This is a genomic window from Prevotella sp. 10(H) (genome assembly GCF_000711235.1).
Lineage (GTDB): Bacteria > Bacteroidota > Bacteroidia > Bacteroidales > Dysgonomonadaceae > Dysgonomonas.
In genome coordinates, this window is sequence record NZ_JOMI01000007.1 from 232,059 (window position 1) to 247,636 (window position 15,578).

Below are 15,578 nucleotides of genomic sequence, written 5' to 3' on the forward strand. Positions count from 1 at the left end.
GACAAACTGATGTTTATCATTATTGTCTCCGAACTTTATTATTGTTTGTATACTGTCCTGTGTAGTAGGACGAATAAATACGTCACCTATAAGTAATTATTACAGGTCACATTTAAGTTTCTATTTGGAATATTAAATAAATGATATCGTTTTATCTCCATTTTGGCTATACAAAATTAAGAAAAAAACTCCGAATAATGACCGGATGTGCAGATATTCTATTTAGAAGTATTGTAAATTATAGCAGCTTGGAACTTGAAATAAAATAAATATCCTTATCTTTGACGTCATTTTATAATTAGTTGTAAATAAGTGAACCCGATTGATTTTCAGTTTGTTCTACAATATATTATTTAAAGGTAATTATATGTGCTTTTACATCTCCATGAATAAAAATGCTCAAACACTTGCTTCGCGGTACGGACTGAAAACGGATATTCTAGAATCGTATCAAGATATCTTAAACGAGCATTATCAGATAAACGCTTTTACTAATCCTTTGTGTTATGTAGTGACAAACAGTGAGGAATTGCACGCCTTTAATTGGGGGCTAATACCACATTGGGAGCGGACTCCGCAGGATGCCGACAAGATACGTGCAATGACTTACAATGCACGATCGGAGTCGATATTCGAGAAGCCGTCTTTCAGGGAACCGATAAGATCGAAACGGTGTCTTGTACCGTCTACAGGCTATTTCGAATATCATCATAATGCCGATAGTTCTACAACTCCGTATTTTATATATCTGAAAAATACAGAGATATTCTCCATAGCAGGAATATACGACAGTTGGAAAAATCCTGCAAACGGAGATATAATCAACACCTTTTCCATAATAACGACCGAGGCCAATTCCTTTACTGCTGAAATACATAACGGCGGTAAGAATCCGAACCGGATGCCCGTTATATTATCTCCTATGGATGAAAAACAATGGATCGATTCCTCGTTGAATAGAGAAGGTATTATTGAGCTTATGAAACCTTATGATGCTTCTTTAATGGATGCGCATGCTGTTAGAAGGGATTTTCTGAAGTTAGATACTAGGGATGAAAGGGTAATAGAAAGGCAATAAGGAATTATGTAAGTGTATTAAAACAGATAAAAAATAACCTCCCCCGAAAAAAACATTCAGGAGAGGTTATTTACACCCACTTTTATTATCTACTGTTTAACTCTTTGATTCTTATATTCCTGAATTTTAGAGGGGAGCCGTGCCCCAGAAATCCGATATATCCTTTTTTATTGAACAAGCCCGGATGCTGCTGTCCGTCCGCTGTTCCGTTTTTAGTTGCCTCTCTTATATTTCCATCCAGTATAACCGTTCCATTGAGAGTTACTTTGATATGATCTCCATTTGCAGTAATCTCTTCTTCGTTCCATTCTCCGACAGGTTTTAAGAAGCCTCTTTTTGCTCCTATAATACCATATACGGAGCCATGTGCCTGTAGCGGCGTTATATCCTTATAAACCGGATGGTCATGATCGAGAATCTGTATTTCCATACCGTCATATGCAGCATCCACACCCATAGGAGTGCGAATTCCTACGCCATTATTGGCCGCAGGAGTCAGTTGAAATTCGAAGCGGAAAGTAAAATCTGAGAACTCATCCTTAGTGTAAAGATTACCTCCATGACCGCCTTTCGGGTTTAAAGAGATACAACCGTCTTCAATGGCATAATCGACCGTATTCCCCGTCCAACTATGCATATTTGTTCCATCGAACAGGATTTTAAAGCTTTCTTTCTCTTCCTGAGCCGATAATTGGAATGGTTTGAAGCTTTCCAGTTCTTTCACGAAAATATTGCGGTAATATACCTTACTTCCATGTGCCTGCAATTCGATCTGTTCTATAGGGAATATCGGTTGCGAGCGATCCCAGTAGTTTTCTAGTATAACATTATCTACAACCAGTTCCCCGTTAAGCTTTACGGTTACACGGTCACCAACCATTTTGATATAGAATGTATTCCATTCTCCCAGCTTATTGTCGGCAACCTTTAATGGTTTCGATGGGTTGGATTGGTTATTGTACAAACCACCCGAACCGACTTCTGCGCCTACATCTTTACGGGAAATATCCCATATCTGTACCTGAGGCGTACCGCGCAGATAGATACCGGCATCAGCTTCTTTTCCTGCAGGATCAAGTTTCCAGTCGATATACATCTCAAAGTCACCGTATTGCTTTTCAGTACATAGGTTATTGCCTCCCGTACCGTCGAATACAAGTGTGCCCTTTTCTGCATTCCAATGATCTATTGCAATCTTATCGGCAGCAGTTTGCTGTTTAGCCAGTTCGATTGGTTTCATTTTCATACGTGCAATCGGGTTTTCTACGAGACCTTTCCATCCGCTAAGGTCTTTCCCATTAAACAGGGATATAAATCCTTCTTCTTTCGGCATTTCACCCAAATGCTTACGGATGGCTTCCTTCTGATATCCGGCATCAGGGTTATCGAGAACTTCTGCTACTTTATTCAATAATTTCTCTACATTCTTCCCTGTAAAGTCTTTATTATTCAGTGCGATATTCATTACTGTATGGGCAGCGGATTGCTGTACTGCTTTTTGATCCAGATATTGTCCGGCAAGTAACATGGCGAGATAAGAATTGGTTCTTCCTAGTTGACTAAGGATTTGATTCTTCTGCTCATCGGTCTTGGCTATGTCCATAGCTTTAGTGAGGAACAGTCGCTTGTTTTCTCCTGTCATATCCGAATTGGAAATCAACTGGATATACCTTTCTAAGGCGCGATTAAAATAGGTAGAAGCCGAAGGATTGATACATATGGTGTATAACTCATCGGCAACCTGTAAACTGTTCCAGCCTAATAATGCCTGAAAAGCTCCATCTTTAGCCGTTCCGCTCTCTATGGAAAACCTTTCGGAAATAATATTTAAAGCAGTTGCATCGCCTGTCGATGTCAGTATTGGATAATACAGGTATTGCTTATTTTTCTGTACCTTATTCATTTGAGCGGTTATTGTTTCCAGTCTTTTCCCGGCCGGAATATCTTTTAGTACATTCCTTATAGCTTGTTGTACAAAAGTCACTGCATCGGCAGGTGTATTTTCCAGTAAGCTGTATAGAGTAGGTAAATTACCAGTTGATACTACATCTTTTAGTGCCTTATATGCTGTAGTCTTAACTTCTGGTGAACTATTATTTATTTGTTCCAAAACACTATCCGCATAATCAGTTGACTTTCGACTTGCCAATAGTTTTAGGGCGGCGATTTTTCCGTCATCGGTTGCTGCCGGTATTATCGTCGCAATGTGTGAACATATATCCCCCGAAACAGAGTACAGCAATTTTTCTGCTAATGCTACAGTCTGATTGTCTTCACTTTTCAGCAGATTGACTAGGGAAATGATCGCTTCTTCACTACCGATTTTAGCGATTATTTCTACAGCAGATTTCTTTACATCAAAATTAGTAGAGGTTAATTTGCTGGTAAATACATTTGCACCCAAATCTTTTATGGCTTTTCTTTTCAATTCATTTCCACACTCTATATTCAGCCAGTTCATTATATCTACTTGCACTTCCGGTTTTTGTTTTTTGAGATTTTTGACTATCTCCGCATACATTTTCCCGTTCGCATACTCAGAAGCCAATATCAGCGCCGCCATTCTGTAATTGCGGCTGTTATCCTTGAGGGCATTCTGTAGTAATTTGCCTGCACTCTCCGGTTTAGCCTTCATCATTATTTCGAGGGCCGCCTCACGAGTCTGGGTTTGTCCTGCTTTCTGCGCTTTCTTCATCAGGCTGTTAGCCGCCTTTTCCGCCTCCTTTACCTCACCCTGAACTAAGAGCCTTTTGATAAGTGCGATATACGCCTCATTGCCACCCTCTTTGAGCATGGAGTAATTATCCCTTTCAGCCGCCTCAGCCAAGACAGGTAAAGACAACTTGGAACCCAGCTGACTGAGAGCATACAATACCACTTTCCTCTTATTGGCATCCGGCGAATCCGCCAACAGAATCAATGCATTCTCCGCCTCACTCATTTTAAGCTTGGCCATAGCCAGTATAACAGGCTGCGCAGTCTTGTCACTTGTCGCTGCATTCAAAGCATACAACAACGCCTTTCTCGATTCCGGCGTATCGATAGCCGACAAGGCCGCCGCCGCAGGTCCGCCCAATGATTCGTTATCCAGAAAAGACGAAAGCTTCTCCACCGCTTCCCCTTTTCCCATAACCTCCAGTTGACGTATAATAAAAGCTTTCACCTCCCGGTCGCTGACCATATCCAGGGCCTTGATATAAGCATTAGCCGTTACCAGCCTCTGCCCTTCCATACCTTCCGCCGATACATAGTGCGACAGCCCGCTCAAAGCATACTCCACCGCCGCATTACCATCCTGCAGGTTCATCATCTTTACCAGCTGCAATACCCCTTCCTCCCCTGTAGAGGCAAGGTCCTTCATCTGGTTGTTGTATTGTTGGGGCTGCTGGGCGGGCATCTGTGCCAGCACATCCGCTACAATGGTCTTAGCCGTCCTGTTGGCCGGGAACTGCCCGTATACCAGTGAGCAACACATCAGTACAGCCGACAGTATATATATTTTTTTCATGCTTGCTTGTATTATCTTATTCATTTCAAATCAGTAAACAGGTTAAATATTCCACGGGCTTCTGATCGGCTGGTCCAACAACCTGTTTGCCGCCTCATCGTTCTTAAACTCCAGTTTGACAGGATCAAAATGCAAGGTACGGTTCAGCCTGAGGGCTACCACTCCCATGTTGACAATAGTAGACGAACGGAAGCCGTTCTGCTCGTTCAGTGCAAAAGGCTTGCGCGTCTTCACACTCTCGATAAAGTCAGTCACCTGCTCCTCCGGTTCCGGATAAGCAGCCAGCTTCTTTTCCCAGTCCGGGATATCACAGACGAAGTTCTTGTATACATTGCCGTTCGGTCCCGATATATACGGCGTATCCGGATTGCCGTAGTCACCTCCCCAGAGGACGATCTGGCACCCGTCGTCATAAGTATATGTAATCGAACGCCATGTGCCGATCGCATCCGGATGCTGCTGCGGAGCATCCACCTCCACCTTCACAGGGCTGGTATTGTCTTTCCCCAACAGATACTGTACAGGGTCTATATAATGCTGCCCCATATCCCCTAAACCACCGCCGTCGTAATCCCAGTATCCCCGGAACGTCTGGTGTACGCGGTGGCTGTTGTAAGGCTTGTAAGGCGCAGGCCCGAGCCACATATCATAATCCAGTTCCGCCGGTACCGTTTCCGGTGCTAGGTTTTCCTTCCCCACCCAGAAAAACTTCCAGTCGAAGCCCGTATGCTTGCTTATAGTAACCTTCAGCGGCCATCCGAGCATTCCGCTCTGTACCAGTTTCTTGAGAGGTCGCACAGGCGTACCCAGCCCGTAGAAGCTGTCAGCGAATCGGAACCATGTATTCAGGCGGAACTTGACCCCGTACTGCTTTACCGCTTCCATCACTCTTTTACCCTCACCGATGGTACGTGTCATCGGTTTCTCACACCATATATCCTTGCCCGCCTTAGCCGCTTCTACGGACATGATTCCGTGCCAGTGCGGCGGAGTGGCAATATGCACGATATCCACGTTTTTGTCCAGTATCAGTTCGCGGAAGTCATGATAAGCCGCAATACGTTCGGAGACAAGCTGCCTGCCCAGTTCGAGATGCTTCTTATCCACATCGCAGACTGCTACAAGGCGGGTTCCTGCATAATTTAGGTGTCCGCGTCCCATGCCGCCTGTACCGATGATGCCTTTTGTCAGCTGGTCGCTGGGCGGTATGAACCCGTTGCCCATGACATGGCGGGGGATGATCGTAAGGGCGGTAGCCCCGATTATCGATCTCTTCAGAAATTTCCTTCTGTCCATATTGTTTTTCATATGTAAATCCTGTTTATATAGTCTTTATTAGCTGTATATTGAGAAGGTGCTGTAAAATTATACAGCACCTTCCACCTTCATGTTTTACCAGACAATTGCCTGATCTTCATCCGGAATCAACGTATTTATTTTGCGGTGATAAACCATCGATCCTTTAGCCCTGTATGGCAAAACATCTCCCTCTACTTTTGTAATGTCATTATATCTGTATTCCATATTTAGTGTAATATAGCGGTTCAACAAATATGGTATAACAGCATCTTTTTCTTCCCGTATTTCATAGGTTGGTTGACCAATCAGTTTGAAGCCGATTGCACTGTTTTCAGCTCTCACGGTTAAATTTCCTTTTACCACGCCTTTGTCATCTTTTTTCCCATTTTCAAATGTGGCCAGTATTTTGTATATGCCTCTGTTTTTATCCAGTTCTTCGGTAACACCGACATAGAAAAAAACTGTATTATCACTTACTACATTCGCCTGACGAGTGTTCATCGTGATATAGAAATTTGTTTCATCAGCGTAGTATACAAACATATTGGTAGCCGAATAATTTCCGGAGTAATCATTGAAAGGCCGGATGTAAAGCAATGCTTTTCTCCATCCCTTTCGCATATTAGAGATATAAGACGGGTCGTCCTGTATGGTTAAAGGCAATACCCATTTATCTACCATATCGAGGTCGCCCAAATTAAAATCTATTACATAATTTTCTATACTTGAACCTGAGGGCATTTTACATACAGGCGAAGGAAAACTAAAATGTTTTTCATCCAGTTGCCTGTAATACAGGTCTGTACGATTGGCGAAATTCTCCTGATTCAGAATAGGCAATGTATCATTGTCAACTCCGATTTTAATTTCCAGATCTTTTTTATTCTTTTGGGTTCCGCTAATTACTACAGGCAGATTATATGAAACAATACCTTCGGGCTTATAGCGTAAGTATACATTTGAGACGCCATCGCCGTGGATAGGGGCTTTCAGTCCGACCATTTGGGTGTATAATTCGTCGTCCACATCATCATTGCAGGAATGAAATGCGAATAATGCACTTAACAGTACTATATAAATATATAATTTTTTCATCTTATTTTCTTTGATATTAATTGTTTAACAATATCAGTCGTATGTTTGCCATCCCGGTATCTGAGTCAGGTTCTTATTTCTTTGCAACTCGGTAAAACTGACCGGCCAGAAATACATCTTGCGGGTAAAGGTTGTCGGGAATTGCGGTATTTCTACCCTGTCGTAGAACTTTTCGGCATTCTCTGTCGTCATCAGGGTATTACAGCCGTACATTATCTGAGATTCTTCTACAGGAGCATCTTTCCAACGTCTGACATCGAAGAAACGCTGATTTTCACCCATTAACTCGATTTGACGTTCACGCTTAATTGCTTTCTGCAACTTATTGTAGTCGGCATATATATCGGCTGTAAAATCGGGAACTCCCGCTCTTATGCGTACTTGAGAAAGTGCACTACTGATATCGGGTGTATTTCTGGAAATAGGATATGTTTCCGTTCCATCCCATGACGGAATCTGATATGTAGATGTCAATTCGTTCAGGGCTTCGGCATACATCAACAGGATGTCGGCATAACGAATGGCAAGGTCAACTTTCGGATAAATTCTTCCTCCTCCCAGTTCATTATCTTTAGGGTTAACGAATTTCATCATTCCTATACCGGTAGGCAGCCAGCGTTCGCCTGAGTCACGTCCTTCAAGTTCACCCCTGTAATACCATGCACGTTTGTTCAGGTAATCGGTCTGGCGTGCGCTGGCTCCGGGCCATACAGCACCGTTGTATGCTACAGAAGCATAGAACCGTGGTTCGCGATTAGCATATTCTTTCCAGACACCTTCTTTCAGCGGTGGATATATGCCTTTTGTTTCTTCGTCTGCCGTAACAAAACCTTTCATACTGTTTTTAGTATCGAAAGGCGTTCCATCGTTCATGCTGTATGCATCGCATTGCTTTCCGGTTATTCCGTGACAATTGAATCCGCCCAGTCCCTGAGGCATCTGATGCCTTGTTAATGAAACGATTCCATACTCATAGTATGTCTGATTCTCTCCCCGTGAAAATATCAGTTCCGGATTTTCTACTACGTATAAGTCTCCGTTAAACAACGAGCGATATGATTCGAAAGGGTCTATATTCGCCCATCCTGCAGGGAAATCTTTATCCGAATGTTTCGGGTGGTGCGGTGGGATTATGGTTGCCGGATAAGCAACACTACCTGTAGCACGTTTGGTGGCCGTATATAGCCTGTACACAGGAGCCCCGTCGCTTTTCAGGTTGATTACATCATAAGCAGCCGCTGCGGCTCTTGCCCATTTACTTTCGTCATAAGTCTGTGATATCAGTTGCTTACCTGTATGATCGGTGAAATCTGCCATTTCGGTATTCCCATTGGCTAAAGGACTTGCAGCATACAGAAGCGCCTTTGCCCGTGTTGCCAGTGCGGCTCCGCGTGTAGGACGGGAAGCGCTGCGGATATCCCTTTTGTAAGGAAGGTCTTTAGCTGCCAGTTCCATCTCTTTTGCGATATAGTCTGCGCATTCGTCATAGGTATTACGGGGGAGAGAAAGCTTATCATATTCGGCATCATAATCCAGTCCTTCATCCGGAAGAATAGGAACAGGACCGTATTTACGTAAAAGCAACCAGTAATAATATCCCCTTACAAAACGTGCCTGTGCTTTCACGTCGGCAAGTTCTTCCGGAGTATAATCTTCATTTATATCTACTTTTTGTAAAAGTATGGATGCCTGACGGATGCCCTGAAAAGATTGCGTCCAATCGCTAAAATACCATCCGGGCTGGTAAGTGCCCGCTTTCATACTTCTGCAATTTCCTCCTTCAGTATAGTAAATATCATCTCCACAGTTGGTGATTGTATATTCCTGATGCCCTATTTCGAGATTGTAGAGTAATAAATGCTTGTAGGCATTTGCCAACCATTGCTCCGTATAATCCCTACTTTTAAATATACGGTCTTCGGTTTGCAAGTCTTCAAAATAATGGTCGACTGAAAGGAAGTCGGAGCATGAAGAAAAGCTGAAAGTCAGCAATAAGCTTAATATAATATGTTTTATTTTCATAAGTCGTATATTAAATATTGATAGTCAATCCTAACGTAAAAGTTCTGCTTAACGGGTATCTCTGGCCATTGGAACTGCCTAGTTCGGGATCCCATAATTTAAACTTCGAGAAAGTGAGCAGGTTGGTTGCCATAAAGTATAATCTGGCATCTTTCAACATAATCTTGTTTGTTATCTTATTAGGAAGCCTGTATCCTATCTCAAGGTTTTTCAGGCGCAGGTATTTACCGTCTCGCAGCCAATATGTAGAGCTTCTGTAATTATTTGCATTTCCATTAAAACTCAGCCGTGGATATTCTGCATTCACATCTTCATTTTCTCCAAGAATCCAGCGGTTAGATTTCACTACATCTGTCAGGATATTGCCCCAGTCACCCGAACTGAACGGGTAAACCGTGAATCCGTCGATAAAGAATGACGACTTGCCCGCCCCCTGAAATAATATGTTGAAATCGAAATTATTCCATTCTACAGCAAGACCTAATCCATAAATCAGATTGGGCTTTGCCGTGGAACCGATAGGAACGACATCGTTATCGTCGATTTTACCGTCTCCGTTTACATCTTTGTATTTGATATCTCCTGGCATTACGTCACCGAATGTCTGTGTGGGGCTATCACGTATGTCTTCATAATCTTTAAACAGCCCTTCCGCTATTAAACCTCTGTTCTGATTGATTCGGTAACCGGCCCGCATAGTATAAGGGTAATTGCTGTACTGTTCGTCGGCTTCGCGTATTTCATTCTTACTATATGTAAAGTTACCGCGCAATGCGAGTTTCACCTTATCGATAGTATGATGAACTGCGAAATTGCCATCGAAGCCTTTCAGTAAAGTAGACCCCAGATTAGCTTTCGGTACAGTTCCCTGCAGTCCGACGATAGCAGGAATATAATTGCGGTCCATGTATATACCCGTACGCTTTTCGTAGAAATAATCGACGGTAAGGTTGAATTTATCATTGAATATATATACGTCGAGTCCTACGTCGTGCTTCTTAGATTTTTCCCATGTAACATCCTTAGATGATATAATGCTGTAAGTAAGATCGCTGAAAGGGTAGGGACTATCTATATCTCCCCAGTTGTATCCGTCTTTCCATCTTTCTTTTCCGTTATCGGCATCCTTATTATAGGCTTTCGAAACGAACGAAGAGAAATACGGAAACCTGTTGTTGGAGTCGGTAATATTATCATTACCAACCTCACCGTAAGAGTAACGTATTTTGAACATTGTCAGCCAGTCGAATTTCTTTTTAATAAAGTCTTCTTCTGCAACATTCCATGCTACTGAAAATGCGGGAAAGAATCCGAACTGATGACCTTTGGCGAAATTCTCCGAACCGTTGTACCCGAAGTTGAAATCGAACAGATAACGGGACTTCCATGAATAAGTAAATCGCCCGGCTAATGTCTGGTTGCGTTTTTCTATGCCTGCACGTATATCATCTCCTACATTCGCGGTATTCTTATTGGCTCCCTGAGTGTATTTTATAGTTGTGCCGACCCGGTGGTCTGTATTGAATGCACGATCGTAATTGAGTTCGGCTTCAAAGTTAGTTCTTCTGCTTCCGTTCGATCCGGAACTTTGAGACATAAGCATTTCGGCCATTACCCTCGTAAAGTCGATCTCTCCTGCAGAATTACGCCTGCGGCTGGCCTTCCATAATTCAGGAATCTTTCTTCGCTGAATATTGTTATCGTTAAATGTATCGAAACCGAATCGCCCGGTAAATTTTAGTCCTTGTGTTATGAAACCTAGATTCTGTTCCAGTACGGCATTTGTCTGTATGGTATTTTTCCAAGACTCATTATATCCCGATTGTGTAGACATAACCCATGGATTTGTTCTGACTCCCTCTCCATATGATGGGAAATATCCATTGGAATACTTAATAGGAATCGCTATGGGGTTTTGCCCTAAGGCACTATGCCAGATATCATCCTGACTAAATCCCGGCTGGTTTTGTCTTTCCAAGGCTCCGGATACCCCGACTTTAAGCAGTGTTGATTTGGTGATATCAATATCTAAATTGAGACGATAGTTCCAGCGGCTATAATTGGTGTTTGTCTTGTAATCCTTTACTGCATTATCTGCACGGAACATACCGCCTTCATCTACATAACTGGTAGAAACAAAGTAACGGGCTGTTTCCCCACCACCGCTCAGATCGATGTTGGCCCGATAGGTAGGCGCTCCGTCCTTTAACAATAAGTCCAGCCAGTCTACATTCGGATACAGGTCTGCATCGAGTCCTGAACGATAGAGGTCTAACTCCTGATTTGAGAACGACGGCTGCAGATTTCTTGTTGTTCTGGCTTCATTGAGTAATAAAGCATAGGTATGCCCGTCAACAAATTCAGGTGTAAAAGTACGTGAACTATATGATACTTCTGCTTTAGCGTTTACGGATATTTTACCCGACCGCCCACGTTTTGTAGTTACTAATATAACGCCGTTTGCTCCGCGTGAACCATATATCGCAGTGGTCGATGCATCTTTCAGAACGGAGAAGGATTCGATATCTTCCACATTAATTTCGTTCAGGTTTCGTTCGAAACCATCTACCAGTACCAGAGCACTGGAGCCTGCTCCGAATGTTGAGATGCCCCGTACCCAGAATTCAGATGTGTTTTGCCCGGGCTGCCCTGATGTCTGCATAGCCAGTACTCCGGCGACATTTCCGGCTAAGGCATTGGTGATGCTGGAAGACGAAGTCTTCAATAAACCGACATCCACAGTAGATATAGCTCCTGTCAGGGTTGCCTTTTTCTGAGGTCCGGTTCCTGTTATGGTAACTTCTTCGATAACATTGCTTACATCCTCTTTCAATACAATTTTAAGTTCTGTATTTGTATCTTTTATCTGAACTTCTTGTTTTACAAAACCAATATAGGTGATAACCAATTGAGAATATGCATTGACTGTAATCTTGAATTTACCGTCAGCATCGGTGATTACACCCAGACCTACCGTGTTTTTTACAGAAACACTCGCTCCTATCAAGGGTTCGTCGGCTACATCCGTAACCCTGCCTGTTACCTCGACCTTAGCAGTCTGGGAATGGGCATTGAGAGCATATATTGAAAGGCATAAAATAATTAATATATATTTCTTCATATTATGTTCGGGATTAAGGTTAAACTATTCTACTGAAATACATCGTATGCGTCTGTTGCCTACCGATCCATCCCAGTTTCCACGTTCCGAAATATAAAATATCTCTTCTTCTTCGTCGTAAGCTATTCCCGACGGTTTATAGAAACGGGCTTCCTTGCGTAGGTCGCCGTCAATGTATCCATAAGCATGTTCATCTAGTCCTACGCTACCACGGCCTGCGTATGTCTCTACCAATCCGCTCGGAGTTATCTTTCTGATACAGTGATTATCCACATCGCATAAATAGAAATCATAAATATCATCTTTACCTTCTTTTACATAATCGGGGTTTTTAACGAACACACCTTGATGTATATAGCTAAATCGCGCGCCTGCCCCCGGAGCATCCAAATAACCACTATTACTCATGGTTCCGACATGCACGGTAGGCCTTAGTAGTTCTTGAGTGGTCTTATCATATACTGATTTTTGTACACAATTGAAGCCCATGAGATAGGCGTATCGCCCGTCGGGATGCATCACCATTTTTGTTTGCGATCCTTGATTTTCCCTTACATTGTATAATTGTTTGGGTTCCCATTCTTTTTTCTCCGTATTGTATTGCCCGTTGGCTTTCATTACAGCAGCATTGTAATAGGTATTGTAGAATAGTACTGCGTCTTTGGGGTGGGAGATAACGGAATAGGTTGTTCTGTCGTAGATGTAAGGATATACTTTTCTGAACGATTCAGTTCTGAGGGCATAGGAAATAGCAACCATATCGCGGGTATTCTGACCATTGTCATCGGTAAAAAACATTGTGTCACGGTCGGCACTGTAGCAGATTGTCTGCATGATATCAAACGAGCCCTGACCGTTTGTAACTACAGTCGATACATCCTCACGTCCGAGGTCGATTTTTCGCAAGGCTTTGCCATGTTCGCATACATACAGAATTTTGTCTTCTCCATCTTTATCGAATTCGATCCAGAACGGGTCGTCAAATTGTGCTTTTTCATAGTTGCCGTCGATCATGGAAGATTCACCCAACTCGTTCACATAGCCACAAAGAGTGGTAACGGTGGTAATGGGTGTATATTTAAATTTCTTTTCAAACTGGTATTCTACAGCAGGGTTTCCTCCTTCATCATCTATCTGAATCTCAATTTCTCCGCCATAGGCTCTGCGCGGAACCATACAGTAGATAGTTGTACCGTTTGAACCGATGACCTTCGCAACTTTACCTCCTATTTTTACATGGATTTTGGAAGCATCCGATCCGAAATTACTACCTGTAATGTAAAGTTCTGTTCGTGTCGGTCCTTCTGTCGGGGAAAAGCTTTTAAACTCTACAGGTTTTGAAGGATCGTAACTTCCTTTATCATCCGAGTCGCTACAGCTGACGATCAGAATCAGGACAATGGAAGTCATCAAAGCTCTAAACAGCAAATAAATTTTCTTCTTCTTTTTCATACTGATTAAATTTAAGTTAAGACCAATATTTTTACTCCTCTAAATCTGATGTAGTGGTTGGCAACAGATCTAAAGTGTACCTTTCAGAAAGACATTCTTTCTTTACGGCAATAGATTCACAATATTAAAAAATGAGATTTCAGGGCATTTTTTTCTTCATCATATAAATGCTTGATTTGTACATGTTTTTCATTTCTTAGATAAGGTTGTTCCGGTGTAAGCTAAACATCAATATTCCTTACCTTAAACTAGTAACACACGTGAATGGAAAAAGTATTATCCTATTTATGCAAAAAAGATGTTTTCTGCCAATTTTTACTTTAATAATCAGAAAGCGAAAGCCTACACTTTCGCTTCTCAATTCAAATTATACTTAAAATTAGTATCCCGGGTTTTGCTTCATATTAGGGTTAGATGTTATTTCACCTCTCGGTATAGGAAACCGGATATCCCTTTCCGGCCTGTATTTGCGGACTTCAACCTCATAGGGTTGACCGGTGATGGGATTGAATGCCCCGTAAACTTGCCCGTTCATAACCGTATTTGCAATATTCCAGCGCCGTATGTCGTAGAATCGCCGCCCTTCGAAAGCAGTTTCTGCCTGACGTTCGCGTCTTACCAGCTCTCTCAGTTTTTGCAGAGTATTGTATACAGAGGTATTTACATCGGGCATCTTCGCTCTGTTTCTTATCATGTTGAGATAGGTAATGACATCGGGATTCTTCCAATCACCGGATTCAATTAACGCCTCGACATAATTGAGTAGTACTTCGGCATAACGGATGAGCATATAATCCAGTGACCTGCCTCCGTAGCGGTCTCTGGTATCCAGATATTTTTTGACCCAGAATCCTGTAGAAGTTGAATGCTGCAATCCTATGCGGTCGAGGTTCAGATTGTTTTCCGAAAACGGATCGAGTTCCTGCCCGTCATAAATTTCACCCGGACATAATACCGATACACCGAATCGTGGATCCCTGTTGTTTTTATAGTTAGGCGTCTCTATATAGATGGCTAATGAGTCTTCTCCTAATTCATATATTGTTTTGCCCTGCTTTGTTTCAAAGTTGTTTACAGCCGAATTGGTAGGAGATGTGCTGATTTCTCCGCCCAGACTGTGAGGTGCAAATCTTTGCCATGCATCCCTGCAACCATACGACCTGATCATGATGCGTTCTTTATTATTGTCATTATTCCCACTATACGTAAAAAGTGTCGAATAATCAGGCCATAGCTCATATAAAGGAGAACCTGTAGGATTTCCTTCTCCATCGGTCTCGCGTAAATCCATAATTTTTTTTGCATATTCTGCTGCAATGTCATATTTATGGTAGTGGAGTGCCAGACGGCTTATTAAAGCCCAACAGGCAGCTTTGGATATACGCTCTTTATCTGCAGGATCATATTTTGCAGGAAGCCCATTTGCTGCTTCCCTGAATTCGGATATAATAAAATTATAGCATTCCTCTTCCGTATTGCGGGCTAGTTTGTTTTCCGCAGGGGTTATTGTTTTTTGTACTATCGGTATACCCCCGAAATACAAGAGCAGTTCCATATGATGAAATGCCCTGAGAGCCTTTGCTTCGTGTATATATCTTTTCTTTAGCTCTTCATTAGTCATATACACTCTGTGAATATTCTCCAACAAGCGGTTTGCAGAACGGATATTTATATAATTATCCTGCCACATATGAAGAGCAACACCCCAATCGGAATTCTGCAGACTTTTAGTAAATTGCGGATAGTCGTTCGAATAATTTTGTCTGCCTACAGCTTCATCACTTAGCCCTATTATCAGCATGGCATTTCTGCCCGATGTTCCTTCCGGCAGTCCCTGATATGCTATTTGCAAAGCGTTTCGTGCATTCTCTTCGGTTTCCCACCATTTGTCATCGGTGGTAAATGAGCCCGGATTATCTTTTGTGAGGAAATCTTCACAAGAGATAGAGATTATGGATAAGATTATTAATATAAGGTATATATATAGATTTTTCATAATACGT

At 42.3% G+C, this 15,578-nt stretch carries 8 protein-coding genes; 1 reads left to right on the forward strand and 7 read right to left on the reverse strand.

The features are described 5' to 3' along the window. Window positions 1-367: 367 nt before the first annotated feature. Window positions 368-1,078 (forward strand): SOS response-associated peptidase, encoded by a 711-nt coding sequence (locus tag K348_RS0112525; RefSeq protein ID WP_029905286.1) that lies wholly within the window; start codon window positions 368-370, stop codon window positions 1,076-1,078. Window positions 1,079-1,163: 85 nt separating this feature from the next. Here K348_RS0112525 and K348_RS0112530 read toward each other — a convergent pair whose 3' ends face one another. From K348_RS0112530 to K348_RS0112560, 7 genes are all read right to left on the reverse strand, one after another. After that, window positions 1,164-4,586 (reverse strand): DUF1080 domain-containing protein, encoded by a 3,423-nt coding sequence (locus K348_RS0112530; RefSeq protein ID WP_029905287.1) that lies wholly within the window; start codon window positions 4,584-4,586, stop codon window positions 1,164-1,166. A 42-nt stretch (window positions 4,587-4,628) separates the two neighbouring features. Then, entirely contained in the window at window positions 4,629-5,894 is a 1,266-nt protein-coding gene (locus tag K348_RS0112535; RefSeq protein WP_029905288.1) for a Gfo/Idh/MocA family oxidoreductase, read from the reverse strand. Window positions 5,895-5,978: 84 nt separating this feature from the next. Continuing rightward, the gene (locus K348_RS0112540; RefSeq protein ID WP_029905289.1) at window positions 5,979-6,980 is read right to left on the reverse strand and encodes a DUF4973 domain-containing protein; all 1,002 of its coding nucleotides are present in this window, start codon (window positions 6,978-6,980) and stop codon (window positions 5,979-5,981) included. A 33-nt stretch (window positions 6,981-7,013) separates the two neighbouring features. Then, complete coding sequence (locus K348_RS0112545; protein ID WP_029905290.1) at window positions 7,014-9,002, reverse strand: RagB/SusD family nutrient uptake outer membrane protein; 1,989 nt, start codon at window positions 9,000-9,002, stop codon at window positions 7,014-7,016. Between the two features lie 10 nt (window positions 9,003-9,012). Continuing rightward, window positions 9,013-12,123: a TonB-dependent receptor gene (locus tag K348_RS0112550; RefSeq protein ID WP_029905291.1), complete on the reverse strand. Its 3,111-nt coding sequence runs from the start codon at window positions 12,121-12,123 to the stop codon at window positions 9,013-9,015. A 24-nt stretch (window positions 12,124-12,147) separates the two neighbouring features. After that, a complete protein-coding gene (locus K348_RS0112555) occupies window positions 12,148-13,575 on the reverse strand; it encodes an IPT/TIG domain-containing protein (protein WP_029905292.1) in 1,428 nt (475 codons plus the stop codon). 379 nt (window positions 13,576-13,954) lie between these two features. Beyond that, window positions 13,955-15,571, reverse strand: coding sequence for a RagB/SusD family nutrient uptake outer membrane protein (locus tag K348_RS0112560; RefSeq protein WP_029905293.1), 1,617 nt, complete (start codon window positions 15,569-15,571; stop codon window positions 13,955-13,957). Between the last annotated feature and the right edge of the window lie 7 nt (window positions 15,572-15,578).